The organism is Bradyrhizobium sp. F1.13.3 (assembly GCF_040548265.1).
In the GTDB taxonomy this organism is placed as follows: Bacteria; Pseudomonadota; Alphaproteobacteria; order Rhizobiales; family Xanthobacteraceae; genus Bradyrhizobium.
This window is the reverse complement of the sequence record NZ_JBEPRI010000003.1, coordinates 387,945-408,050: the sequence shown is the minus strand read 5'-3', so window position 1 is coordinate 408,050 and position 20,106 is coordinate 387,945. Positions and strand designations below refer to the sequence as shown.

The 20,106-nt window shown below is 64.2% G+C and carries 28 protein-coding genes; 16 read left to right on the top strand and 12 right to left on the bottom strand.

Going from position 1 to position 20,106, the window contains the following annotated elements:
• Positions 1–33: 33 nt before the first annotated feature.
• Positions 34–327: an HdeA/HdeB family chaperone gene (locus ABIB66_RS11575; RefSeq protein ID WP_354058200.1), complete on the bottom strand. Its 294-nt coding sequence runs from the start codon at positions 325–327 to the stop codon at positions 34–36.
• A gap of 181 nt (positions 328–508) precedes the next feature.
• Here ABIB66_RS11575 and ABIB66_RS11570 point away from each other — a divergent pair, with 181 nt between their 5' ends.
• Positions 509–751, top strand: a complete 243-nt coding sequence (locus ABIB66_RS11570; RefSeq protein ID WP_354058198.1) for a PilZ domain-containing protein — start codon at positions 509–511, stop codon at positions 749–751.
• Positions 752–797: 46 nt separating this feature from the next.
• On the opposite strand, the gene ABIB66_RS11565 is transcribed toward ABIB66_RS11570, so the two are convergent.
• Complete coding sequence (locus tag ABIB66_RS11565) at positions 798–2,813, bottom strand: pyrroloquinoline quinone-dependent dehydrogenase (RefSeq protein ID WP_354237399.1); 2,016 nt, start codon at positions 2,811–2,813, stop codon at positions 798–800.
• Positions 2,814–2,846: 33 nt separating this feature from the next.
• The gene (locus ABIB66_RS11560; protein WP_007602200.1) at positions 2,847–3,080 is read right to left on the bottom strand and encodes a hypothetical protein; all 234 of its coding nucleotides are present in this window, start codon (positions 3,078–3,080) and stop codon (positions 2,847–2,849) included.
• A gap of 215 nt (positions 3,081–3,295) precedes the next feature.
• Here ABIB66_RS11560 and ABIB66_RS11555 point away from each other — a divergent pair, with 215 nt between their 5' ends.
• Positions 3,296–3,700, top strand: a complete 405-nt coding sequence (locus tag ABIB66_RS11555; RefSeq protein ID WP_354208466.1) for a hypothetical protein — start codon at positions 3,296–3,298, stop codon at positions 3,698–3,700.
• 109 nt (positions 3,701–3,809) lie between these two features.
• Positions 3,810–4,139 (top strand): hypothetical protein, encoded by a 330-nt coding sequence (locus tag ABIB66_RS11550; protein WP_035961409.1) that lies wholly within the window; start codon positions 3,810–3,812, stop codon positions 4,137–4,139.
• Between the two features lie 58 nt (positions 4,140–4,197).
• Here the strand turns inward: ABIB66_RS11550 and ABIB66_RS11545 are convergent, their stop codons facing one another.
• Positions 4,198–4,665: a DUF6691 family protein gene (locus ABIB66_RS11545; RefSeq protein WP_354208465.1), complete on the bottom strand. Its 468-nt coding sequence runs from the start codon at positions 4,663–4,665 to the stop codon at positions 4,198–4,200.
• 5 nt (positions 4,666–4,670) lie between these two features.
• Positions 4,671–5,099, bottom strand: coding sequence for a YeeE/YedE family protein (locus ABIB66_RS11540; protein ID WP_354208464.1), 429 nt, complete (start codon positions 5,097–5,099; stop codon positions 4,671–4,673).
• Between the two features lie 167 nt (positions 5,100–5,266).
• Here ABIB66_RS11540 and ABIB66_RS11535 point away from each other — a divergent pair, with 167 nt between their 5' ends.
• The gene (locus ABIB66_RS11535; RefSeq protein ID WP_354254855.1) at positions 5,267–6,430 is read left to right on the top strand and encodes a GNAT family N-acetyltransferase; all 1,164 of its coding nucleotides are present in this window, start codon (positions 5,267–5,269) and stop codon (positions 6,428–6,430) included.
• 7 nt (positions 6,431–6,437) lie between these two features.
• On the opposite strand, the gene ABIB66_RS11530 is transcribed toward ABIB66_RS11535, so the two are convergent.
• Together ABIB66_RS11530 and ABIB66_RS11525 are read right to left on the bottom strand one after the other, a co-directional pair.
• A complete protein-coding gene (locus ABIB66_RS11530) occupies positions 6,438–7,103 on the bottom strand; it encodes a DsbA family oxidoreductase (protein ID WP_275170035.1) in 666 nt (221 codons plus the stop codon).
• 67 nt (positions 7,104–7,170) lie between these two features.
• Positions 7,171–7,992: a helix-turn-helix domain-containing protein gene (locus ABIB66_RS11525; RefSeq protein ID WP_275170034.1), complete on the bottom strand. Its 822-nt coding sequence runs from the start codon at positions 7,990–7,992 to the stop codon at positions 7,171–7,173.
• A gap of 101 nt (positions 7,993–8,093) precedes the next feature.
• Here ABIB66_RS11525 and ABIB66_RS11520 point away from each other — a divergent pair, with 101 nt between their 5' ends.
• Entirely contained in the window at positions 8,094–8,324 is a 231-nt protein-coding gene (locus tag ABIB66_RS11520) for a hypothetical protein (protein ID WP_354208462.1), read from the top strand.
• Positions 8,325–8,361: 37 nt separating this feature from the next.
• Entirely contained in the window at positions 8,362–8,766 is a 405-nt protein-coding gene (locus ABIB66_RS11515) for a hypothetical protein (protein WP_354208461.1), read from the top strand.
• A gap of 38 nt (positions 8,767–8,804) precedes the next feature.
• Here the strand turns inward: ABIB66_RS11515 and ABIB66_RS11510 are convergent, their stop codons facing one another.
• The gene (locus ABIB66_RS11510) at positions 8,805–9,365 is read right to left on the bottom strand and encodes an SET domain-containing protein (protein WP_354208668.1); all 561 of its coding nucleotides are present in this window, start codon (positions 9,363–9,365) and stop codon (positions 8,805–8,807) included.
• Positions 9,366–9,529: 164 nt separating this feature from the next.
• On the opposite strand from ABIB66_RS11510, the gene ABIB66_RS11505 reads away from it, so the two are divergent.
• Positions 9,530–10,150 (top strand): hypothetical protein, encoded by a 621-nt coding sequence (locus ABIB66_RS11505; RefSeq protein WP_354208667.1) that lies wholly within the window; start codon positions 9,530–9,532, stop codon positions 10,148–10,150.
• Positions 10,151–10,170: 20 nt separating this feature from the next.
• Here the strand turns inward: ABIB66_RS11505 and ABIB66_RS11500 are convergent, their stop codons facing one another.
• The gene (locus tag ABIB66_RS11500) at positions 10,171–10,446 is read right to left on the bottom strand and encodes a hypothetical protein (protein ID WP_354208460.1); all 276 of its coding nucleotides are present in this window, start codon (positions 10,444–10,446) and stop codon (positions 10,171–10,173) included.
• Positions 10,447–10,495: 49 nt separating this feature from the next.
• The gene (locus ABIB66_RS11495) at positions 10,496–11,221 is read right to left on the bottom strand and encodes a TetR/AcrR family transcriptional regulator (protein ID WP_354208459.1); all 726 of its coding nucleotides are present in this window, start codon (positions 11,219–11,221) and stop codon (positions 10,496–10,498) included.
• A 107-nt stretch (positions 11,222–11,328) separates the two neighbouring features.
• On the opposite strand from ABIB66_RS11495, the gene ABIB66_RS11490 reads away from it, so the two are divergent.
• The 6 genes from ABIB66_RS11490 (at position 11,329) to ABIB66_RS11465 (ending at position 15,585) form a co-directional block, all read left to right on the top strand.
• Positions 11,329–12,726, top strand: coding sequence for a carotenoid oxygenase family protein (locus ABIB66_RS11490; protein WP_354208458.1), 1,398 nt, complete (start codon positions 11,329–11,331; stop codon positions 12,724–12,726).
• A 39-nt stretch (positions 12,727–12,765) separates the two neighbouring features.
• Positions 12,766–13,029, top strand: a complete 264-nt coding sequence (locus ABIB66_RS11485; RefSeq protein ID WP_354254854.1) for a hypothetical protein — start codon at positions 12,766–12,768, stop codon at positions 13,027–13,029.
• A gap of 77 nt (positions 13,030–13,106) precedes the next feature.
• Positions 13,107–13,682 carry a hypothetical protein gene (locus ABIB66_RS11480; RefSeq protein ID WP_354208456.1) on the top strand — a complete coding sequence of 192 codons (576 nt, stop codon included), beginning with the start codon at positions 13,107–13,109 and terminating at the stop codon, positions 13,680–13,682.
• Between the two features lie 12 nt (positions 13,683–13,694).
• The gene (locus ABIB66_RS11475; protein ID WP_354208455.1) at positions 13,695–14,249 is read left to right on the top strand and encodes an inner membrane-spanning protein YciB; all 555 of its coding nucleotides are present in this window, start codon (positions 13,695–13,697) and stop codon (positions 14,247–14,249) included.
• A gap of 103 nt (positions 14,250–14,352) precedes the next feature.
• Positions 14,353–14,649, top strand: a complete 297-nt coding sequence (locus ABIB66_RS11470; RefSeq protein ID WP_247497827.1) for a hypothetical protein — start codon at positions 14,353–14,355, stop codon at positions 14,647–14,649.
• A gap of 15 nt (positions 14,650–14,664) precedes the next feature.
• On the top strand, positions 14,665–15,585 hold the full coding sequence (locus tag ABIB66_RS11465; protein ID WP_354208454.1) for an SH3 domain-containing protein: 921 nt from the start codon (positions 14,665–14,667) through the stop codon (positions 15,583–15,585).
• 133 nt (positions 15,586–15,718) lie between these two features.
• Here the strand turns inward: ABIB66_RS11465 and ABIB66_RS11460 are convergent, their stop codons facing one another.
• On the bottom strand, positions 15,719–17,374 hold the full coding sequence (locus ABIB66_RS11460) for a fumarate hydratase (protein ID WP_354208453.1): 1,656 nt from the start codon (positions 17,372–17,374) through the stop codon (positions 15,719–15,721).
• Positions 17,375–17,621: 247 nt separating this feature from the next.
• Here ABIB66_RS11460 and ABIB66_RS11455 point away from each other — a divergent pair, with 247 nt between their 5' ends.
• The 3 genes from ABIB66_RS11455 (at position 17,622) to ABIB66_RS11445 (ending at position 19,294) form a co-directional block, all read left to right on the top strand.
• The gene (locus ABIB66_RS11455; RefSeq protein ID WP_354208452.1) at positions 17,622–18,095 is read left to right on the top strand and encodes a hypothetical protein; all 474 of its coding nucleotides are present in this window, start codon (positions 17,622–17,624) and stop codon (positions 18,093–18,095) included.
• A gap of 234 nt (positions 18,096–18,329) precedes the next feature.
• On the top strand, positions 18,330–18,503 hold the full coding sequence (locus ABIB66_RS11450) for a hypothetical protein (RefSeq protein WP_007612258.1): 174 nt from the start codon (positions 18,330–18,332) through the stop codon (positions 18,501–18,503).
• A gap of 116 nt (positions 18,504–18,619) precedes the next feature.
• Entirely contained in the window at positions 18,620–19,294 is a 675-nt protein-coding gene (locus tag ABIB66_RS11445) for a methyltransferase family protein (RefSeq protein WP_354208451.1), read from the top strand.
• Positions 19,295–19,334: 40 nt separating this feature from the next.
• Here the strand turns inward: ABIB66_RS11445 and ABIB66_RS11440 are convergent, their stop codons facing one another.
• Positions 19,335–20,042, bottom strand: a complete 708-nt coding sequence (locus ABIB66_RS11440) for a glutathione S-transferase (RefSeq protein ID WP_354208450.1) — start codon at positions 20,040–20,042, stop codon at positions 19,335–19,337.
• Positions 20,043–20,106 lie beyond the last annotated feature (64 nt).

The following is a 20,106-nucleotide window of genomic DNA, read 5'->3' as shown; positions in this document are numbered from 1 at the left end:
TGGCGATCGCGCTTCGCATGGCCACGCGGGAAATTACTTGCCGAGCACTTCGTCGGCCGCGGTGACGATGCTGACGTTCGGATTTTTTCCGCAATAGCTGCCGAACTTCTTGGCGTTCTCGACGAACACGTCGGTGTCGAAGATCGCGTTGTCCTCGTCGCCCTTGTACCAGCCGTCCATCCAGGTCAGCACCATCTTGATGGTGTCGTCGCCACTATCGAGGAACTGCTTGCAGCTCATGGTCGCGAGATCGAGCTTGGTGGCGTGGGCGGGCATCGACGACAGCGAGAGCGCCGCGGCGAACAGAAGCGAAAACGTGGTCTTCATCAATATCTCCATCGGCGCGTAGCGCCACAAAAGGAAGGGCTCGGGAGAAAGTCGGCGGAGTGACCTCCGCTTCGACGTGGTAAACGAAGTCTGAAGCGCTATGCAAGTAGCGCCAGTATTGAGTTTAGTTCAACGTAATTTCTATGCACTACTTCACAGGCATCATTATGGATTAACGCGGATGATCGAGAAGCGTGCGGCGCAGCGTTACCGTGTTTTCAAGGGTGGAAAGATCACCTTTGAAAATTGCGGCATCACATGCACGGTGCGAAACATGTCGGCGAACGGTGCCGCAATCGACCTCGATGCCCTCGTCACATTACCGCAATCGTTCACGCTCGCGATCGCGCGCGACAATTTCGTGCGGAAATGCCGCACCGTCTGGCGCACCGAGAGGCGCATCGGCCTCGCTTTCGTACAGTAGTGCATATGATGTGAACGATCGTTCGCATCGCGCGCGCGATGCCGTGTTATCTTCGCGCGATACGACGCTGGCGACGCCAGCGCAGGCTTGCGATCACAAGCGAGACGATCGCGAGCGCGATCATTGAAGATGCTGCAAAAAATCGTCCACCGGGGCGATCGATGGTACGCGACCACAGCGACGGCGCTTCGCCCGGCCGTGCCAGGCGAAACGCAACGACACTGTCGCCAATCGAGGTGCCTGCCTCGGAGTGGCCGCCGGCGCCGATGGCGACATACTGCTCGCCCTTCCAGAAATAGGTCATGGGATTGGCGACTCCGGGCACCGGCAGCCGGCCTTGCCACAGCTCCCTTCCGCTTCGTGCATCGAAGGCGCGCAGATAGGCGTCCATCGCTCCGGTGAAAACGAGCCCGCCTGCCGTGACCGCGAGCCCGTTGACGAGCGGCGCACCCCACGGCAGCGGCACGCCGAGCGGGGCGAGATCCTCGGTGGTGCCCACCGTCGAACGCCAGAGGATCTTGCCGGCCTTCAGATCGACCGCGACCATCTCGCCCCAGGGCGGTTTGTTGCAAAGAAAACCAAGCGGCGATGTTGCCACCGCACGCGACATCGCAAACGGCGCACCCGTCTGCTGGCCGAAATCATGACCGGGCGGAGGATCGAATCCGGCCGCCTCCGCCCGCGGAATCAGCTTGATGAGATGAACGGCCCGGCTGGTATTGGCATAGAGGACCTGGTTGACGGGATCGAAGGCTGCGCTGCCCCAGTTGACGCCGCCGCCGGTGAAGGGAAACTCCAGCGTGCCTTGCGTTGAGGGTGGCGTGTACAGGCCCTCGTTACGTGCCTCCGCGAACTGCGTCTCGCAAGCTGAGCGGCGCAGGCCAGGAACAAGCGAGAGCGCATCCTCAGTCGAGATTTTTTGGGAAACCAGCGGCGGCACATGCGTCGGGAATGGCTGCGTGGGCGACAGCCGTTCACCTTCCGCTGCCGCCTGCGGAACGCTGCGCTCCTCGACCGGCCACACCGGCTTGCCGGTATCGCGATCGAGCACGAAGACAAAGCCCTGCTTGGTCGGCTGGATCACGACATCGCGCTGACCTTCGCCGGTGTCGATGCGCGTGAGCGTCGGTTGCGCCGGCAGATCGTAATCCCAGACGTCGTGGTGCACGGTCTGGAATGCCCATACGAGTTCTCCGGTCTCGATGCGCAGCGCGACCACCGAATTGGCATGCTCGTTGTTGCCCGGCCGCTTGCCGCCCCAGAAATCCGGCGACGGCGAGGACGTCGGCAGGAATACCAGTCCGCGCGCGGCGTCGACCGACATCGGCGCCCAGACATTGGCGTGACCAGCTTCGATGCCGTCGCGCTTGAGCGGCTCGAAGGTCCAGCGCGGCTGACCGCTGCGCGCATCGAACGCGCGCACCACACCGCTCGGCGCGTCGACGCGGCGGTTGTCGCCGATCGCGGAGCCGACCACGACGACCCCGCGGCCGACCGCCGGCGGCGAGGTGATCTGGAATTCGCCGGGCCATTCCAGCTTCATGCCGATATCGGGCCTGACCTCGCCATCCCTGCCAAAACCGGCACAGGGGATTCCCGTCTTCGCATCGAGCGCGATCAGGCGAACATCGTTGGTGCCCATGAAGATGCGCGATCGACATGCGGCATCCGCAGGCGCCTCGTCGTCGATCCAGTAGGTGACACCGCGGCAGACGTAGCGGTTGGCGGGACGCTGGTTGATCGCGATCTTGGGATCGTAGCGCCATTTCTGCGCGCCCGTGGCGGGATCGAGCGCGATCACCTCGTTGAAAGGAGAGCAGAAGACCAGGCTGTCCTCGACGAACAACGGCGTCGCCTGGAATTTGGTTCGCCGCATCACCCCGGGCGGCCGCGCCGCAAGATCGCCTGTGTGGAATTCGAAGGCCCGAACCAGGTTGCCGACATTGTCGGGCGTGATCTCCCGCAATGGCGAGAACCGCGAGCCTCCGGGATCGCCACCCCAGCTCTCCCAGGCGAGGCCCGGCCGCGACGAAAACAACAGGAGCGTGACGAGAGCGGCCAAATAGCAGGAGCGGGTCGCCAACGCCCGCCTCACCTATTTCGGCTTCTTGGCAGGTTCAGGCGGACGCGCTCCGCTCCACGGATCGTACTTCTCCTTGGACTCGGGAATGCGCTCGAGGGCGGCCTTGTAGGCCTTCTCGTCGACCTTGGGCTTGTTGTCCGCCTTCTGGCCGCCCTCGTTAGGCTGACGCCTGCCGCCGCCCATCTGCGCCTGCGCGGAGGCAACCGCCAGCGCCAGCACGGCGGCCGCTATGACCAAAATCCTCATGCGCGCAATCCCCCTCGTCTGGGGTACAAACTAACCGGCAATGGTGGAATAGCCAATGCCGCGGGCTCCAAGACTTCAGGAATCCTGACTTCAGGAAATCCTGGCTCCAAGAAATTCTGGCTCCAAGAAATTCTGGCTTCAGCAAATCTTGATCGGCCAGGTCTTCGTCGGATCGCATTCGTGCCTATGTTTTGGCCCGCAGGGGACCTTCACGGATGTTACGGATTATTGCTCATGCTGCGCTGCTGGCCAGCGCGCTCGCGCTCGGGGCCTGCGGTTTTGCCGACAGCCGCGCACCGGTGCCCGAGTTCATGCGCATGAAGGAGGCCGAGCAGCCGCCGCCCGAATCGCCCCCCGACGTCAAACGCGTCGTGCGCGAGCAGATCGAATTCGTCTTCCTCAGCACCTCCTATCCGCGTGAGGTGCATGTCGCCCCACCCCATCGCGAGGTGCGGGGACCGGGCTGGACAGCTTGCGTCCGCGCCCAGCTCACCTCGGCGACCGGATCGCCGCTCGGGCCACAGACCTACATCGTGACCATATCAAGCGGAAAGGTGGTCGATCGCCGCCGTGCCGAAGCGGACGACATCTGCGGGTCGGAAAGCTACGAGCCGATCTAGGGAACGGATCAAGCCGACATCGATCCGGTTCCGGGAAAAACGTGTAATTTTGCCGGAACGATCATGGCCTCCCCTTCTTGTTACCGCCGAGGGCAGTTTCGAGGAGGACATGATGAGGACATTCACGATTGCATTGCTGGCTGGCGTCGGAGCCTTGGCAGCGGTGAGCGGCGCCAAGGCCGCCGACGTCTATACGACCAGCGAATACACCAGCCCCGATCTCGTCCAGGAAGTGCGGTTGGTCTGCGACGATTCCGGCAATTGCTATCGCACCCGCGGCGGCTCGCGCGTGATCGTGCGCGACTCCTACGCGACCATGCCGCGTGATCGCTACTATGAGCGCCGCACCTATCGCGACTGGGATGACGGTCCGCGCGGCGGCGTCGGCATTCGCGCGCCCGGCGTTAGTGTTGGCGTCGGTGTCGGCGATCGCTGGTAATCGATGAAGCCATGACAGGCGGGACCGGACGAGACAACTCGCCCGGTCCTGTTCCATGTCAGATCTCGAGCGGCTCTCCCGGCGTGACGCTACGCGTTGCCGACGGGAGTTGCGCGATGAAGCGGGCGACCACCATGCCGGCACACATCGCGGCAACGAAGATGAAGGCGGAGGCCGAGCCAAATCCGAGCGCGGTCAACGCCGGGCCTGGACAAAAGCCTACAAGGCCCCAGCCGATACCGAAGATGGCGGGACCGGCGATAATTCTCGGATCGATATTTTTTCGCTTTGGGACATAGAAGCGATCGGCGAAGACAGGCCGCGCCAATTTCAAGACGCGGCTGAAGCCGATGAAGGTCACCGCGACCGCGCCGGCCATCACCAAGGCCAGGCTTGCGTCCCACGTTCCTGCCGGGATGCCGCCAACGTCCAGGAAATTCAGGACCTTTGCCGGGTTCGACATACCTGAGACGATGAGGCCGAGGCCAAAGACCAGACCGATCCCGAATTGAATGAGGATTGTCATCGCGGTCAGCTCCAGTGCCGCATCACGAAGACGGTCGCCATGCCTGCCGCCATGAAGGTGATCGTCGCGATCAGCGATCGCACCGACAACCGCGACAAGCCACAGACGCCGTGGCCCGAGGTGCAGCCGCTGCCCCACACCGCGCCGAAGCCGGTGAGCAATCCCGCGACGATCAGAAGCGGCGTTCCGGCGGCGATCGTTTGCGCCGGCAGGCTTCCGGTGACAAGGCGCACCAGGACGGGCGCGACGATAAGGCCCGCGACGAAGGCGAGCCGGCCGGCGAATTGCCGATCCTCGTAAGGTGGAAACAGCCGCGCCGCGATACCGCTGACCCCGGCGATCCGTCCCGTCGTCCACATCAGCAGGACGGCGGACAGGCCAATCATCGCGCCGCCAAGGAGCGACGCAATCGGCGTAAAAGGTGTGGCGACCATGATGATCCTCCGGGTCGAGAGCATTCTGGCTTATCCATCGAGACATCCGGCCGGCTCGCGGCCGGATGCTCAAGACGTTAATATTACCACTCGAATTGAAGCGGTGTCCCAACGGTATTTTCCAATCTTTGCGCTAAGCATGGCCTCCTGAACGGGGACGACGGGACGTGGTCGATATCGCGCACCAGGCTGCGATCAACCCGGCATCGGCAGAGCATGCCGCGGCCTCGCGCGCGCGTGTTCCGCTTACGGCGATCGAACCCGGCCAGTGGCGCGCACTCGCGCAGCGCGCCATCGAGTCGAACGGATATTACTTGCCTGGCTGGGAGCTCGCCGTCAGTGCAACCGCGCGCGGCCGCACGGATGCCTCGGCGCTTCCCGCATACGATGGATCGCGGCTGATCGGGCTGATGCCGGTGATCTCGCTCTGGCGGGCATGGAAGATTCCCCTGCCCGCGCTGGTGAGCGCGCATCCCTACGGCACGCTGTGCAGCCCCCTGATCGACCGCGATGCCCCGATCGAGGCAGCGGCGCGCCTGTTGCATCAGGCCCGCGCGGCCGGAGCGCATGCGCTCGTGCTGAAGGACGTCGCGCTCGAGGGGGCGGCAATGACCGCCGTCAACCAGGTTCTGAATCGCGACGGCTTGAAGCCGCGCCTCCTGAGCTCCTACAGCCGCGCCAGCCTCGACGCGACGCAGGACGGCGAGGCGCTGCTTCGCGACGCGCTCGGTACCAAAAAGGTGAAGGAGCTGCGCCGCCAGCGCCATCGCCTCGAGGAACACGGCGCCGTCGTGTTCGATGTCGCGCACAGCCCCGACGAGATCGGGCCGGCGCTCGAAACATTCTTGCGGCTCGAAGCCAGTGGCTGGAAAGGCAAGCGCGGCACCGCGCTGGTCCAGCATGCCGGCGATGCAACCTTCATCCGCCGCGCCGTTCCCGCGCTGGCAGAAACCGCGCAATGCGAGATCGTCACCCTTCGCGCCGGCGCGACGCCGGTGGCCGCCGGCATCGTGCTGCGGCACCAGGACCGCGCCTTCTTCTTCAAGCTCGGCATCGACGAGCGCTTTGCAAGATATTCGCCGGGCGTGCAGCTCACGCTCGAGCTCACCCGCCGCCTCTGCGCCGATCCCGCCATCGCCAGCGCGGATTCCACCGCGAGCGCCGATCACCCCATGATCAACCCGATCTGGCGCGGGCGCTTCGCCGTCGGCGACGTGCTGATACCGCTGCGGCGGAACGACCCCATCGTGGCGCTCGTGCACGGAGCGCTCGCGGCGCACGGCATCGCCTACGCGGCGGCGCGCCGCGCAGTTCGCCTGCTTCGTAAATAGATAGCTCCTACTCCGCCGCCTGGGCGTTGATCTCCGCTGAGACCTCGCGGATGGCGCGCGCGAGCATGTTGGGATCCTGCGCGCCTGAGACGGCGTATTTTTGCGCGAACACGTAGGTCGGCACGCCGGAGATGCCCTTCTCGGCGGCTTCCTGCGCGTCCGCCGATACCCGCGCGACGTCCTCGTCGGTGGCGAGGCGCCTGCGCACGTCGTCGGCATCGAGGCCGACATCGGCAGCCGCCTGCACCAGCACGTTCACATCAGTGAGGTCGCCGCCGTCGCGGAAGTAGAGCTCCATCAGGCGCTGCTTCATCTCGGGCGCCTTGCCGATCGCCTCGGCCCAGAGGATCAGGCGGTGGCAGTCGGTGGTGTTGGGCTGACGCGCGACAAGCTCGGGCCGGTAGACGAGCCCCTCCTCGCCCGCGGCCGCAACGACGCGCCCCGCAATACCCTTGTAGGCCTCGACCGAGCCGAACTTCTTGGTGAGATACTCTTCCCGGCTGATGCCCTCGGACGGCACCCAGGGATTGAGGAAGAAGGGACGGAAATTGAGCTTGACCGGAACGTCCGGCACCAGCGCCAGCGCGCTCTCGATCCGGTGCTTGCCGATATAGCACCAGGGGCATACCACGTCGGAAACGACGTCGATCTGGAGCGGCTTTAGGGTGCTCATGAGCGCCTCCTTCGGGCGTTGCGGGTTGTGCCCAAAGATAAGCCGAACCCATGCCGAGGCAAGGCCGCTAGCTCATGGCTGCTGCCATTTGTCGGAGCCGCTCGGCAGTGCGGTCGTCGGCCGGGAAGAAGGTTTCCAGAGCCAGCTCCGACAGCGTGATGTCGACGGGCGTGCCGAACACCATGGTGGTGGAGAAGAAACTGAGGATCTCCCCGTCGTGTCGCAGCTTGAAGGGGATCGCGACATTGTCGCTCGACAGCGGCGCCGCGCGCGCCGGGATCGGATAGCTCTTCAGGTCGTTGTACAGCTTGATCAGCTCGGGATCGGCGGTCGCCTCGCATTGCCGGTGCAGCCGCTCCAGGAGATGTCCGCACCATTCCGCGAGATTGACCGTTCGCGGCGCCAGCGCCTCGGGATGGAAGGCGAGCCGCAGCACGTTGAGGGGCTGGCCGAGCAGCCGCTGTGGAATGCCGGCAAGCAGCGGCGCCAGCATGCGATTGGCCGAGACCAGATTCCAGTGCCGGTCATAGGCCAGCGCCGGATTGGGCTCGTGCGCCCTGAGGACGAGGTCGATCGCCTGGCGAGCTGATTTCAAGGCGGGATCCTCCAGCGGGCGCTGCGGAAAGGCCGGGGCATAGCCGGCGGCGACCAGCAGCACGTTGCGTTCGCGCAACGGCACGTCGAGGCGCTCGGCGAGTCTGAGCACCATGTCGCGCGAGGGTGCGGCGCGGCCAGTCTCGACGAAGCTCAAATGTCGCGCCGAGATTTCGGCCTCGCCGGCGAGATCGAGCTGGCTCATGCGGCGGCGCTGCCGCCATTCGCGCAAATGGTCGCCGATATGGACCGGTTGGCTGCGTTCGGCCTGTGCCGTAGATGCATGTGCGTTCATGGTCGAAAACCTAGCACGCAGATTTCGGCGCTTCCATTACGTCAGAGGTAATCGAATTGGGCCTCGGGCCGGCGCATCTTCGGTCGTAACAGGAGACGACCATGATCGCACTGCTGCTCTACCGGACCGTCACAGACCACCTTGTCCCCTGGGCCATGGCGCTCGCAACCCGGATGCTGGCGCGCAGCCTCAACATGCCGGAGCCGCTGGTGCATTCGACCGGCGACTATGTCGTCGCGCAGGTCACGGCCTTCGAGCACAGCGTCGGCAGGAGCCTCTGCCCGTTCCGCATCGCCCCCCTGCTCCGCGTCTGGTGGCGCGGATGGCACTGAGTTTATTCCCGAGCCCACCCCAACCATGGAGACCACGATGATCGACGCATCCACCTTCCTTCGCCGCGCGCTTCTTACCGACGCGATCTTCAGCGGTATCGCCGCTCTCGGTTTCACTTTCGGCGCCAGCGCATTCGCGTTGCTGTTCAACCTGCCCGAGGCGCTGCTGCGCGAGACCGGCCTGTTCCTGATCGCCTACACCGCACTCGTCGGCTGGCTCGCTTCACGCGCCTCCGTGGCAAAGCCGCTCGTGCTGCTGGTCGTGGTCGGCAACGCGGCCTGGACGGTCGGCAGCATCGCGCTGCTGCTCTCGGGCGCGGTGTCGCCGAACCTTGCCGGCGAGCTCATGGTCGTGGCACAGGCGATCGCGACCGGCGTGTTTGCCGAACTGCAATATGTGGGATTGCGCAGGAGCGGGAGTGTGCTGGCTGTCGGAGGCTGACCAGAGCACGACAACGGAGCCGGCCGCGCAAGTGCTAGCTAGGCCCGCGCGCGGCCTTTCGCCTTGCCAACGGCATGGCCATTGAGCTTCTTCTTTTTGGCGCCTTTGGCGCCAGCCTTCTCGGCCTTGCGCTCCATGCGCACCTTCACCTTGGCGCGTTCGGTCCGCGCCTCGACGCGCAGCTTCTTGCGCTTCTTCTCGCAAGATTCGCACTTGCAGCCGATCGGCTTCAGGTAGGCTTTGAAATAATCGGTGCCGTAGTCGTAATTGATCTCGTCGCCCGGCTCGATGTTCTTGATGGCACGGATGAAGACCTTCCGCTCGCGCGGCCGGACGTCGGATTCGGCGTTGGGCCGACACGAATGGTTGATGTAGCGCGCGAGGTTCTTGCGCACCGAGCCGTCGATGGTCCAGCGGCCGTTGAGCTCGAACAGGTATTTGTTCTCGATGTCGTCGTGCTCGGGAATCCGGGAGTCCAGGATCGGTCCGTAATAACGGATGATCCGGGTGCCCTTCTTGATCGGCTTGGTTGCGAAGAGGCCGAGCCCGGTTTTCGAGCGGCCGACGCGATAAGGTTTGTTCGAAGAGGTGGCTGGCATGATCACGAAAAACGAGGACGCGAACGAGGCTGAAAGAGCCAAGCGAAGCCGCTCTTCTAGAACGATTCCGCGCCGCTGTCAGGTGTCTGTCGACCCTGTTTGAACCTTGCCCACAATCAAGACGTCTGATGGTACGGAGTTCCCGTTCGATCAAAGGCGTCGTCATGTTCCGCATCACCACCGCAGGCTTGGCCATATTGCTGTTGGCCATGTTGCTGATGTGCAGCGGTCTTGACCGCGCCGACGCCCAATCCGTGGGCAGCCAATATACCTCGACGGCGCCGAAGGATTGTCGCCAGATCGGCAAGCCCAGCGAGCTCGACGGCAGCACCGCGCGGGTATGCAAGGGCAAGGATGGCCTCGTGGTCCTGATCACCGAGGACGATCTTCGTGAGGTCGTCTCCGTCGGCCGCAATCGCAAGGCCGCGGCCGAGGAACCGGCGGCAAAAGTCTGGTTCGCTCCGTTCAACTCGTCCGAGACCACCGTCGAATGGCGCACCGCGGCCGCCAGACCGTTTGCGATCATCCAGCGCTGGCACATCGCCGACGGCACCGATCCCGACAAGCAGGGGCGGCCGAATACCAAGGCCATGCTCATCGTGACCCGGCTGCCACCTGGCCCCGTCTGCCACGTCGCCTATGTCGACGCGATCGCCAACCCGAACGCCAATGAGCTGGCGCGCAACGCCGCGGACGAGTTCGCCCGCAGCTTTACCTGCGGCAAGGATGAGGTGAAGATCATCGGCACACGGGGCCGCGCGGTCGAGCTGGCGACGATGCGCTAGGCTTCCGTCTTGGTGCGGTGTTAGCGCGACGTCTTTGCAGCCTTCTTCGTTGCGACCTTCTTTGTAACCTTGCGCTTGGGCGACTTCTTCGCGGATTCTTTCTTTGAAGCTTTGGCCTTGGACGTTTTCTTCGCTGCCATGCGCATGTTGTCCACGAGGTTGGGATAGCGGCGCCCGGCGCGGCGGGCACGCGCCTTGGCCGCCGATTTCTGCGCGGGCGTGAGATGCTTGGACGCCCTGCCGGCGCGCTTGCGCGGATTTTGACGTTTCCAGGGGGCGCGGGGTGCTCTTGCCATGCGGCGTCAACGCCGCATCATGGCTGGGGTTGCGTTGAGCCCGACTGAATCAAGGACCCGGCGGCTTCCCGGTCACCGGCGACATCAGCATCGCCTCGAGCAGGCGTTCGGGCGTCGTGCCCTCGGGCAGGCGCCCCAGAATATCCTCCAGCCGCCCATCAAGCAGCAGCATGGTAAAACCGTGCACCATCGACCAGGCGCGCGCGATCGCAGCGCCCTGACTGAGCGTCAGCGCGTCCCCGCTGATCTGCTCCTGCCGCATCATGCCGACGGCATTGGCGAGCCCGGCAAAGGACGCCTCGGCGGCCTCGTGCAGCGACGGTCTGGAATAGTCGAGCCGCTCGGTGCGGAACATGATGCCGTACATGCCGGGATGAGCCTGGGCATAGGCAACATAGGCTTTCGGCCGCGCCAGCGCGTGCTCGAGCGGGGTGGTGGCGGCGTTGGAGGACGACGCCATCGCCGCATTGAACTGGCGGAAGCCGACCGCCGCGAGCTCACTGAGAAGCCCGGTGAGGTCGCCGAAATGATGGGTGGGCGCGGCATGTGAGACGCCTGCCTCGCGCGCCACCGCGCGCAATGTCAGGCCGGCGAGCCCGTCACGCTCCAGCACCCGTTCGGCGGCCTGAAGCAGCGCCTCGCGCAGCGCGCCGTGATGATAGGGCGCCTCGGCCTTGACGCGCGCCGGCCGTGGCACGGGACGCGCCGGCGCGCTCGCCTTCTTTGGGGTGCGCGCACCGCGCGCGGTTGCTGTCCTGATTTCGCTTTTGCCCATGGGGCAGCTATAGGACGCAATATTGACAGTGTAAAGATTTCACTTGACCAGCGCCCCTCGTACGGCTAATTGGATCTTTACGATGTAAAGATAAAGAGGGATACGCTGTGCAGCAGGACGCCGTTGCCGAACGCCGCCATAACCTCGGTCCGATTCCATTCGAGGCCGACGCGCCCTTCCTGAAAATCATCGGTGAATTGCCACGCGAGCTGAACGGCACGCTGTATCGCAATGGTCCCAACCCGCAGTTCGACTCGCCTGGCGCGCACTGGTTCGTCGGCGACGGCATGCTGCACGCCTTTCAGCTCGAGAACGGCCGGGCCAGCTATCGCAACCGCTGGATCCGCACGCCGAAATGGCTGGCCGAGCACGATGCCGGCCGCGCGCTGTTCGGCGGCTTTGGCCGCAAGCTGCCGGATGCGCCGCAAGACCTCACCGACAGCGGCGTCGCGAATACCAACATCATCTTCCATGCCGGCAAGCTGCTGGCGCTGGAAGAAGCCCATCTGCCGACCGAGATCGAGCCGGGCACGCTCGCAACGCGCGGCTATCACAATTATCAGAGCCGCGTCGCCGGCAGTTTTACCGCGCATCCCAAGATCGATCCCGTGACGGGCGAGCTGGTGTTCTTCGGCTACAATGCCGCGGGACCGCTAACGCCCGCCCTCTCCTACGGCTCGATCGACGCGTCCGGCAAGGCGACACGCTTCGAACGTTTCGAGGCGCCCTATGCCAGCATGGTGCACGACTTCATCGTCACCGAGAACCATGTGCTGTTTCCGATCCTGCCCATCACCGGCAGCATGGAGCGCGCGATGAGCGGGCGGCCGCCCTATGCCTGGGAGCCGGACAAGGGCGCCTATGTCGGCGTGATGAAACGCAACGGCACGGCGAAGGACATCGTCTGGTTTCGCGCTGAAGCCTGTTACGTCTTCCACGTCATGAATGCGTGGGAGGACGGCAACCGCATCATCGCCGACGTCATGCAGTTCGAGGAAGCACCATTATTTACGCATCCCGACGGCCGGCCGACCGATCCGGAGAAGTCGCGCGCCCGCCATTGCCGCTGGACGTTTGATCTCTCAGGCGACACCGACCGCTTCCAACAGACCTATCTCGACGATCTCACCGGCGAATTCCCGCGCATCGACGACCGCCGCGCCGGCTTGATGAACCGTCACGGCTGGTACGCCTGCGCCAATCCGAAGCTGCCGATGTTCGGTGCGCTATCCGGCGTCGTCCATGTCGACGGCAATGGCAAGCGCCTCGGCCATTATCTGCTGCCGGCCGGCGACACCATCTCCGAGCCCGTGTTCGTCAAGCGGTCGAAGGATGCGGCGGAAGGCGATGGCTGGCTGCTGGCGGTGGTCTGGCGCGCGCGGGAGAACCGCAGCGACCTCGCCGTGTTCAACGCTGGAGATGTCGAGGCCGGCCCCGTCGCGCTGGTGCAGCTCGGCCATCGGGTGCCCGACGGCTTTCACGGCAATTGGGTCGACGCGCAGTAGCTGTTCCTCGTCATCGAGGATGTCATCAAAAGGTCTCTCATGCATATGTCTTCGCTCATCGCGGACTATCTCGTCGTCCTCGTCCTGATCTGCGCCGCGCTCACACTTCAGATGATCCGGCCGCGGCGGAGCGGCCAAACCATCTTCAACGGCGGCATCCTGCTCGCCTTCGTCCTCTCGGCCGCCTACGCGTTACCTGCCCTCTCGCACCTGCCCTGGGCCGGATTCATCGACGAGATGGCCGCCCAAGCCGTTGCAGTCACTGAATTTTTGGAAGTCGCCTACGTCATTTTGACACTGTAAAGATTTTGCTTGACCCCGCCTTGCTCCTGACTTATTGATCTTTACATCGTAAAGATAAGGCCTGACCGAGGCGGACCATGGCGATTTTCCTGATCCTCGCGCCCTACGGCGCCTTCACCTTCCTGATGCTGATGACATCGGCCACGATCAGCGTGTTCGCGGCGTCGGCGATCTGTCTCGCGACCGTCGCGATCGATGTCGTGCGCGGCCGCTCGGTGAAGATCCTGGCCGTGGGCTCGGCGCTGCTATTCGCCGCAATCGGCCTCCACCTCGCGCTGTTCAACCCCGCGCTCGGGACGCTCGGTGTCAAGCTGTCGATCGACATCGGCATCTTCGTCATCTCGCTCGGCTCGATGCTGGTCCGCCGCCCTTTCACGCTGCAATACGCACTCGAATCCGTGCCGGCCGAGACCGCGGCAATGCCCGGCTTTCTCTATGCCAATTACGTCATCACCGGCGCATGGACTGTGGCTGCGCTGCTGATGGCGGCCGCCAATCTCGTGCTGCTCTACGTCCCCGGCCTGCCGCTCTGGTCGAGCCTTGCGGTCGCCTTCGCCGCCCGCAACAGCGCGATCTACTTCACAAAATGGTATCCCGAATATCGGCAGATCAAGTACGGTGCGCCGGCCAGCGCAATGCCCAACTCCCGCTGAACAGGATCGACGATGAAGGACGTATTCGCCCGCCTCGCCTCCGACCTCTTCTCCGCCATCGTCTTCCTGGTCATCTACCTCGTTACCGACAACGTCGTCCTGGCAACGTCGGTGGCGATTGCCGGAGCGATCGCGCAGGTGATCTACGCGCGCGTCAAGGGGCAGCAGCTGAATTACATGACCTATGCGAGCGTCGCACTCGTCGTCGTGCTCGGCACGGTCACGCTGCTCACCAACGATGCCCGCTTCATGCTCGCAAAGCCCTCGATCGCGCATTTCGCGATCGGCGCCATCATGCTCAAGCGCGGCTGGATGCTGCGCTACATGCCGCCGATCGTCGTCGAGACCGTTCCGGAATACGTGACGGCAGCGGGCTATGCCTGGGCGGCACTGATGTTCGTGATCGGCGCCGGCATGATCGCCGTCGCCTCCACAGGCGATCTGAAGCTGTGGGCGTTCTATCTCACGGTGGTCGCGGGCGGCGGCAAGATCCTCGCCTTCGCCGTGCAATATGTCGTGCTCCGCCTCATCGTCACCAGCCGACGGCGCGCCGCCGCCCGCGCCTAAATGCCTCCAACGGAGCGTTAGGCAGCTGCTGCGAGTTGCGCTATACGCTCGGCCGGGACTGGTCCGCGGATCGTCGCGGTCCGCCGGGATATGGGAGACGCGAATGGCCGTGGACGGCAACTGGACTCTGACCATGACGACGCCCATGGGCGAGCGCAAGGCGACGCTGAGCCTGACTGCCGCGGGCGGCACGCTTACGGGTACGCAGGGTGCGGAAGGCAATACCGCGGAGATTTTCGACGGCACCGTCAGCGGCGATGCCGTCAACTGGAAGGTCTCGATCACCAATCCGATGCCGTTGACGCTCGAGTTCATCGGAACCGTTTCCGGCGACAGCATGAGCGGGGAGATGGGCATCGGCCCGATGGGCAGCTTCCCGTTCACCGGCACGCGCGCGTAAGCCCGCGCCGCACCGATGCGAGCGCTCCGTCTCATCGCGGCGACGATCCTGTGTGTCGCGACACAAGCGGCGCGCGCGGACGATGCCGAACCGCCGTGGCGGGCGAGCGCGCTCGCCATGATACCGGCAGGCTATGTCGCCGGCACGGCCTATCGAACCGAAGGGTCGACGGGCTACCTCGCCGTTTATCCGACCTCGTCGAACGATCCCAAGTCACCTGCAAGCGTGTTCGCTGCGCGCCAGGCTCTCGTGGTCGCGCTGACGCCGGATGCGACACGCGCAGTTTCGGTCGAATTGAAGCCGCGTAATGGGCCGGATCCTGACAACGACGACACTGAGTTCGCAAAGCTGCGCGCCGAACTCGTCGCCAAGCGGTCAACGCTCCCCGACGGCACCGAGCCCTGCGATCTCGGCGCCTGGTCCGTGGACAAGGATCCCAATGGCCTCAACGTGCGTGCCGAACCATCGGTCAAGGCGCGTGTGCTCGGCACGCTTCCACCACCCTACCGGCTCAAGCTCGGCGGCAGCGAGAACACGCCCGATGGCGGCTGGCTCACCGAATTCCGCATCATCGGCTTCAAGAACGGCTGGTTTCTGATCGAAGGCGCCAAGCCGCCGGGCAAGGACTACGAGGACGACAAGAAATATCCGCGTAGCGCGCCAAAGCCCTATGCCGGACGCGGCTGGGTCGCCTCCAACAAGGTCGGCGCGTCCTACGCCAATGGCGCGACACGCATGGGCGGCCTATTCCAGGCGCCTTTCGTCGATGCGAAATGGATGCCGGCCCAGCGCGAGCTCGGCGGCCCCATCGACACCGATGGCGGCCCGAAGCACATCTTTGCTTGCAGCGGCCTCTGGGGCCTGGTCGAGAGCGAGGACGGCATCCGCGGCTGGTGGCGCGGCCTGTGCTCCAACCAGGTCACGAATTGCAGTTGAGCGAGTAAGTCTCGTGTCCCGGACGCGATGCAGCGCGAAGCGGTGCGTCGCAGAGCCGGGACCTATGCCGCCACGTGGACCCCGGATCAGCAGCGCACCATTTCATGCTGCGCAGCGTCCGGGGAACGCGGCCTCAGCCCAGATTCAACTCCTTGAAGAAGTCGTTGCCCTTGTCGTCGATGATGATGAACGCCGGGAAGTCGACGACCTCGATGCGCCAGATCGCTTCCATGCCGAGCTCGGGATATTCGAGCACCTCGACCTTCTTGATGCAGTGCTCGGCAAGATTCGCCGCGGCACCGCCGATCGAGCCGAGATAGAAGCCGCCATATTTCTTGCAGGCCTCGCGCACGGCCGGCGCGCGGTTGCCCTTGGCGACCATCACCATCGAGCCGCCGGCGGCCTGGAACTGATCGACAAAGGAATCCATGCGGCCCGCGGTGGTGGGGCCGAACGCACCGGAGGCGTAGCCCTCGGGCGTCTTGGCGGGGCCCGCGTAATAGACGGGATGGTTCTTGAAATAGTCCGGCAGCGGCTCGCCCTTGTCGAGCCGCTCGCGCAGCTTGGCATGCGCGGAATCACGCGCGACGATCATGGTGCCGGTCATCGAGACCCGCGTCTTGGTCGGATACTTCGAGAACGTCGCCAGGATATCCTTCATCGGCTGGTTGAGGTCGATCTTGACGACCTCGCCGCCCAGCGACTGCTCGACCTCAGGCAGATATTGCGCCGGGTTGTGCTCGAGCTCTTCCAGGTAGACGCCGTCCTTGGTGATCTTGCCGAGCACTTGGCGATCGGCCGAGCACGACACGCCAAGCCCGATCGGGAGCGAGGCGCCATGACGCGGCATGCGGATCACGCGGACGTCGTGGCAGAAGTATTTTCCGCCGAACTGCGCGCCGACACCGAGCGACTGCGTCATCTTCAGGATTTCCTGCTCCATCTCGAGATCGCGGAACGCGTTGCCGTCGGGCGAGCCGTGGGTCGGCAGCGCGTCGAGATAGCGGGCCGAAGCGAGCTTCACCGTCTTCATGCAGAGCTCGGCCGAGGTGCCACCGATCACGATCGCGAGGTGATAAGGCGGGCACGCTGCAGTGCCCAGCGTCAACACTTTCTCCTTGAGGAAGGCGAGCAGCCGGTCCTTCGTCAGCACCGAAGGCGTCGCCTGGAACAGAAAACTCTTGTTGGCACTGCCGCCGCCCTTGGCCATGAACATGAACTTGTAGGCGTCATCACCTTCGGCATAGATCTCGCACTGCGCCGGCATGTTGTTGGCGGTGTTCTTCTCCTCGTACATCGACAGCGGCGCGACCTGCGAGTAGCGCAGATTGCGGCGCAGGTAAGCATCGCGAGCGCCTTCCGACAGCGCCGCCTCGTCGTCACCGTCGGTGATGACGTTGCAGCCTTTCTTGCCCATGATGATGGCGGTGCCGGTGTCCTGGCACATCGGCAGCACGCCCCCGGCGGCGATGTTGGCGTTCTTGAGGAAGTCCAGCGCGACGAACTTGTCGTTCGGGCTGGCCTCGCCGTCCTCCAGGATCGCGCGGAGCTGCTTCAGATGACCCGGCCGCAAATAGTGGTTGATGTCGCCAAAGGCCGTTTCCGACAGGGCCCGCAGCGCCTCCCGCGACACAACCAACATGTCTTTCCCCAGGACCTTCTCGACCCGCACGCCCTCGGCCGTGATCTTTTTGTAAGGTGTTTCGTCCTTGCCCAGCGGAAACAGCGGGGTGTGCTTGTAGGGCGGAACGGGCTTTGCGGGGTCGGGGAAGGCGGTGGGAGCGTTCATGGGCTGGAATCTCGGGGTTTTGGAGCCCTCGCATGGGCCCCTTTCATAGAAGCGTTCTAAGCTTTTTTGCCGCAAAGGGAAGGCGCTCTGGTGCGGTCGGGGCATCCCGATTCGGCGACACGGCGAGCTATCTTCGGCGGTTGTCGGCGGACACGAGGCCCTCATGATGCCAGTGAAGACCCTGGGTGCACCCCTTGCGCTACGCGCGGGACGACGGTTGAATGCACCCGCTAAGGGGCTCTTCATCATGACATTGAACTTGCACGTCCGCGGCGCGATCCTGGTCGCCGCCGCCATCACCGGCCTTGTGACCATCGCCTCGCCCGCCCGCGCGGACCGCTGCGACGACAGCGCCAAGGAGCTGGCGAACCAGGTCGATCGCCTCAAGGTGAATTTCCGCGCCGCGAATGTCGTCTACCTCACCCACCCCGCGGCCAAGGAATTGTCCGTGGCTTGCCGTGGCGACAAATATTCGATCGAGCTCTATGCCAAGGGCGATCGCAAGCCCAAGCCGGAGTTCCTGGCGCTGGTGGGGTCGACGGCAGCGATCGTCTTCACCGTGACCAAGGACGATACAACGACGGGCGCGACACGCTGCCTGAAGCGGATGGGGCTCTTGCGCGGCGACAAGATCAGCATGCGTTACCGGCGTCTGAACATGGAATGCACCCGCACCAAGACGGATGCGTCCATCGCGATCACGCGCGGCAAGGACGAATAGGCGGGGCGCCCCTCTTTCCACACATTCCGTCATTGCGAGCGTAGCGAAGCAATCCAGACTGTCTCTGCGGTGACAGACTGGATTGCTTCGTCGCAAGGGCTCCTCGCAATGACGAGGAGAGGTCCGAGAGCACATTCCACCGCACCGGATCCCTCGCATTTTAACGATTGGCTTGAAGGAAATTTCGCGTCTCGCGGCGCAGGGTCAATTGTTTCCATATGTGAGGATTTGTGGATGAGCGTTTCTACCGTTTCGCCGCCGCCGATCGCGATCGTGGTGCCGAGCTACGACACGACCAAGCAGCAGGACGATCAGATCAAGACCAAGGACAACGATCCGACCTATAAGCCGCCGCCGCCTGCGCCGCTGCCGCCGGGTCAGGGTACGCGGATCGATCAGCTCGCCTGATCCGCCGCGTCGAAGATGAAATGCCCGATCCGGTCGATCGGGCTTTTCGCGTGTCCGGCCGCATCTTTGCCGAATAGCGGGACCAATATCGTGCGCGGCTACTCTGAGATCTGCGCATGATCGCAAGACTGCTGTTGCAGAGCACGATCACCACCGCCGCCATGGGCGCGCTGCTGTTCGCGTCCGCCGGCACCCTGCATTGGCCGTCGGCCTGGGTGTTCCTCGCGACCTCCGCCGTACTCGGCCCGCTCTGCGGCTGGTGGCTTTACCGGGTCGACCCCGCACTGCTCGCCGAACGTCTGCGGCCGATCCTGCAAAAGGATCAGCCCGCCGCCGACAAGATGTTCATGACCGTCTTCGTCGTCGCGATGCTGGTCTGGCTGGCGGCGATGGGGCTCGACCGGCGTACGCTGTCCTCCGATATGCCGATGGCGCTGCAGATGCTCGGCCTCTTCCTGTTCCTGCTCTCGACGCTGTTCATCCTCTGGGTCTTCCGCGAGAACTCGTTCGCGGCGCCCGTGGTGAAGCTGCAAGCCGAGCGCGCGCAGCGCGTGATCTCGACGGGGCCCTATGCCCATGTGCGCCATCCCATGTACAGCGGAATGATCCTGTTCTTCGCCGGCGTGCCGCTGCTTCTGGGCTCATGGTCGGGACTTATAATGGTGCCGCTGTTCCTCCTCTTGTTTGCGATCCGCATTCACATCGAGGAGCGCACGCTGCGCGAGGGCCTGCCGGGCTATGCCGACTATGTGACGCGCGTGCGCTATCGCCTGCTGCCTGGCGTCTGGTGAGCGCGCGCATCACTCTGCTGTGCACTTCCCTTCGGACCGGCTAGCCATCCAACTCGCGGTAGCGGCGGAAGATGCCCTGCTCGTTGAACGGAATGCGGCGCTCGCTTTCAAGATAAGTCTTGATGTTCGGCCGCGCGGCAACGCGGTCGTGCAGGCCGACGAGGCCCGGGATATCGGTCTCGAACGCCTTCATCCGCTTCGGAAACGCATAGCGCAGCCCCGCGACGATCTGGAACAGCGAGAGATCGACATAGGTCAGCCTGCGGCCCGTGACATAGGGGCCGCCATTGTCCTGAAGGAGCTGCTCGAAATAGCCGAGATATTTCGGCACGCGCTCGCTCCAGAAGTCGGCCGTGCGCTTCTTCGCCGGCGGCTTCTGATCTTCATAGTAGAGCGAGGGTCCGAGCGGATGATGGGTGTCGTGAATCTCGACCACGAAATCGGTGATCGTCAGCTGGAGCTGATGTACCCAGAGTTGACCGGCCTCCGACTTCGGGGCGAGGGCGTGGCGGCCGCCGAGATAGAGCAAGATGTTCGCGGTCTGGCCGACGACGAGCTTGCCGGCTTTGAGGAACGGCGGCGCAAAGGGCGGCGTGCCCTTGTGCGCATCCATCATCTTCATCATCGCAGCTGTGCCGCGTGGGCCACGCGCCACGTCGACGTAAGCCGCGCCCGCCTCCTCCAGCGCCAGCCGCACATATTCACCGCGGCCCTGGATCTCGGGCCAATAATAGAGCTCGTATTTCATGGAAACTGTCCGTGATTGCGTTGCAGCGAGTGTAGCACGCAACCACGAACGCCATGGCGGCAGA

Excerpts from the sequence above, each read along its gene's own strand:
- ABIB66_RS11475 (WP_354208455.1), top strand. The coding sequence starts at position 13,695 with ATGAAGGACGTATTCGCCCGCCTCGCCTCCGACCTCTTCTCCGCCATC.
- ABIB66_RS11460 (WP_354208453.1), bottom strand. The coding sequence starts at position 17,374 with ATGAACGCTCCCACCGCCTTCCCCGACCCCGCAAAGCCCGTTCCGCCC.
- ABIB66_RS11550 (WP_035961409.1), top strand. The coding sequence starts at position 3,810 with ATGATGAGGACATTCACGATTGCATTGCTGGCTGGCGTCGGAGCCTTG.
- ABIB66_RS11470 (WP_247497827.1), top strand. The coding sequence starts at position 14,353 with ATGGCCGTGGACGGCAACTGGACTCTGACCATGACGACGCCCATGGGC.
- ABIB66_RS11545 (WP_354208465.1), bottom strand. The coding sequence starts at position 4,665 with ATGACAATCCTCATTCAATTCGGGATCGGTCTGGTCTTTGGCCTCGGC.
- ABIB66_RS11540 (WP_354208464.1), bottom strand. The coding sequence starts at position 5,099 with ATGGTCGCCACACCTTTTACGCCGATTGCGTCGCTCCTTGGCGGCGCG.
- ABIB66_RS11510 (WP_354208668.1), bottom strand. The coding sequence starts at position 9,365 with ATGCCAGCCACCTCTTCGAACAAACCTTATCGCGTCGGCCGCTCGAAA.
- ABIB66_RS11450 (WP_007612258.1), top strand. The coding sequence starts at position 18,330 with ATGAGCGTTTCTACCGTTTCGCCGCCGCCGATCGCGATCGTGGTGCCG.
- ABIB66_RS11455 (WP_354208452.1), top strand. The coding sequence starts at position 17,622 with ATGACATTGAACTTGCACGTCCGCGGCGCGATCCTGGTCGCCGCCGCC.
- ABIB66_RS11505 (WP_354208667.1), top strand. The coding sequence starts at position 9,530 with ATGTTCCGCATCACCACCGCAGGCTTGGCCATATTGCTGTTGGCCATG.
- ABIB66_RS11530 (WP_275170035.1), bottom strand. The coding sequence starts at position 7,103 with ATGAGCACCCTAAAGCCGCTCCAGATCGACGTCGTTTCCGACGTGGTA.
- ABIB66_RS11495 (WP_354208459.1), bottom strand. The coding sequence starts at position 11,221 with ATGGGCAAAAGCGAAATCAGGACAGCAACCGCGCGCGGTGCGCGCACC.
- ABIB66_RS11480 (WP_354208456.1), top strand. The coding sequence starts at position 13,107 with ATGGCGATTTTCCTGATCCTCGCGCCCTACGGCGCCTTCACCTTCCTG.
- ABIB66_RS11445 (WP_354208451.1), top strand. The coding sequence starts at position 18,620 with ATGATCGCAAGACTGCTGTTGCAGAGCACGATCACCACCGCCGCCATG.
- ABIB66_RS11440 (WP_354208450.1), bottom strand. The coding sequence starts at position 20,042 with ATGAAATACGAGCTCTATTATTGGCCCGAGATCCAGGGCCGCGGTGAA.
- ABIB66_RS11570 (WP_354058198.1), top strand. The coding sequence starts at position 509 with ATGATCGAGAAGCGTGCGGCGCAGCGTTACCGTGTTTTCAAGGGTGGA.
- ABIB66_RS11525 (WP_275170034.1), bottom strand. The coding sequence starts at position 7,992 with ATGAACGCACATGCATCTACGGCACAGGCCGAACGCAGCCAACCGGTC.
- ABIB66_RS11500 (WP_354208460.1), bottom strand. The coding sequence starts at position 10,446 with ATGGCAAGAGCACCCCGCGCCCCCTGGAAACGTCAAAATCCGCGCAAG.
- ABIB66_RS11560 (WP_007602200.1), bottom strand. The coding sequence starts at position 3,080 with ATGAGGATTTTGGTCATAGCGGCCGCCGTGCTGGCGCTGGCGGTTGCC.
- ABIB66_RS11555 (WP_354208466.1), top strand. The coding sequence starts at position 3,296 with ATGTTACGGATTATTGCTCATGCTGCGCTGCTGGCCAGCGCGCTCGCG.
- ABIB66_RS11520 (WP_354208462.1), top strand. The coding sequence starts at position 8,094 with ATGATCGCACTGCTGCTCTACCGGACCGTCACAGACCACCTTGTCCCC.
- ABIB66_RS11485 (WP_354254854.1), top strand. The coding sequence starts at position 12,766 with ATGCATATGTCTTCGCTCATCGCGGACTATCTCGTCGTCCTCGTCCTG.
- ABIB66_RS11515 (WP_354208461.1), top strand. The coding sequence starts at position 8,362 with ATGATCGACGCATCCACCTTCCTTCGCCGCGCGCTTCTTACCGACGCG.
- ABIB66_RS11465 (WP_354208454.1), top strand. The coding sequence starts at position 14,665 with ATGCGAGCGCTCCGTCTCATCGCGGCGACGATCCTGTGTGTCGCGACA.
- ABIB66_RS11575 (WP_354058200.1), bottom strand. The coding sequence starts at position 327 with ATGAAGACCACGTTTTCGCTTCTGTTCGCCGCGGCGCTCTCGCTGTCG.